The 2,013-nt window shown below is 51.0% G+C and carries 1 protein-coding gene; it reads right to left on the minus strand.

From position 1 onward, the window contains the following. Positions 1 to 2,013, minus strand: a 2,013-nt coding sequence (locus AC59IL_RS38830; RefSeq protein ID WP_496557650.1) for a condensation domain-containing protein, incomplete at both ends; no start/stop codon positions are given.

A 2,013-nucleotide genomic window follows, 5' to 3' on the forward strand; every position in this document is an offset into this window, starting at 1 on the left:
CAGCACCATAGCTTACTTCCGTTGCATTGAAGCTTTCCAACTCCTGAATACCCGCTGGTGACAACAAATCAAGCTCATTGATTGACATCACTTTCTCCCCAATGATCTGCAGTAATATTCTTTCAAATTGTTCCGCTATTCTAATTACATATGACTCTTCCAGCAAAGAAGAATTGTAATTGAACCGGATATCGATCTGTTCTCCTTTGGCTATTAACACCGAAAGCGGATAGTTCACCTGCTCCTTCACGCTTAGTTCGCTTACCTTCAAACGCCAGTCACGCCCACTGATCACCTCGCTCACCGGATAATTTTCATATACCAGGAGGCTATCGAACAGTTCTCCTCCGGTAGCGTGAACCCAACTCTGTATCTCGGTTAATGTTGTATACTGATGCTCGCGCGAAGACACCTGATCCTGTTGTATTCCCTGCAGCCAGTCGCTTACCGGGGCATCCGCCCGCACAACGGTATGCAGCGGAACGGTATTGATGTATAAGCCTACCCTTCTTTCTACATCGGATAACCCCTCCGGACGACCCGAAACTGTTACACCGTAGATGATATCCGGGCTACCCGTATAACAGTATAGCAGGTAGGCCCAAACACCCTGCATAATGGTACTAAGCGTGATATGATGACGATGCGCATAGGCTTCTGCAGCCGTGCAAACGGAGGACGGCAATTGCAGGTTAAACTCGCAAAAACTTCCTCCACCGGTATTGTGTCCCGGACCTGATTTAATGAAAGATAGTCGTCCGGCGTTCTCTATTCCATGTAAATATCCTCGCCAGTATTGCTCCGAAAAAGATTTATCGATTCCTTCTATATAATGAATATATTCTTCAAACCTGTCTTTTTCGACAGGAAAGCCGGGAGCTCCGTTTTCATACAACAACAGGAACTCTTCCATCAGCACCGGCAGCGACCAGCCATCCAGCAGAATATGATGATACGTCCAGATCATCCGGTAATCGCTCTCACTCAACCGCAACAAACAGAGCCGCATCAACGGCGCTTCCCCGAAGGAAAACATCCGCGACCGCTCATGCTCTCCATATTCGGCTATCCGGCGCTGCTGCTCCTGAGCAGACAGCCCACGGCAGTCCACCACCTCCAGCGGCAGCTTCGCTTCCCGGTATACCACCTGCACCGGCATCCGAAAACGGTCATAATAAAAGCCCGTCCGCAATATGCTGTGACGACCCAGCAGTTCCGACCACGCCCAACCGAAACGCTCCTCCTCCAACCCTTCCAGCTGACAATTCAACTGCTCGATATATACCTGTGATTGTTCACCATATAAACTATGGAACAACATCCCTTCCTGTAAACCGCTCAACCGGTACAGGCTCTCCACCTGAGCCCCCCGGCCCTCCATTTCCGCTAAAAAGCCATCGAGCTCTTCAATGCTTACATCGCCCGTTAGTCCAAAGTCCGACGGCGTACGATGTTGCTGCCCCTGACCTATAGCGTCCATGCAATGGTCAATCAATTCCTCCAGGGCCGACAAATATGAGCCAGCCAACTGCTCCATCGTCTTTTCTTCAAAATGCAGCCCGCTGTACTCCCATACCAGCTGTAAGCTTCCTCCTTTGATCAATCCGTTTACAGACAATTTCTCCCGGATCGCATTGGCCTCTCCGATATTCGGACCGCCCGATCCTTCCGGCGCTCCCGAAAAATACCGGTTGTTCGATATCACATTATCAAGCTGACCCAGGTAATTGAATACGATATCCCAGGGCTCGGGGCCCGATAAGCCAGCATCCCCATTGATATATTTTAACACCCCATATCCAAGACCCTTGTCAGGTACAGATCGCAGCGACTCCTTGATCGTTTTGATCAACCCGCCCGCTACTCCCCGGCTTTCCAGCAACACAGGGAACAGGCTCGTGAACCAGCCCACCGTACGGCTTACATCAACCGAAGACGAGATCGACTCCCGGCCATGGCCTTCCAGGCCGATCACCACCTGCTCTCTGCCCAGCCAGTCGCACAACGAACGGC

Source organism: Niastella sp. sgz303648, from assembly GCF_059587045.1.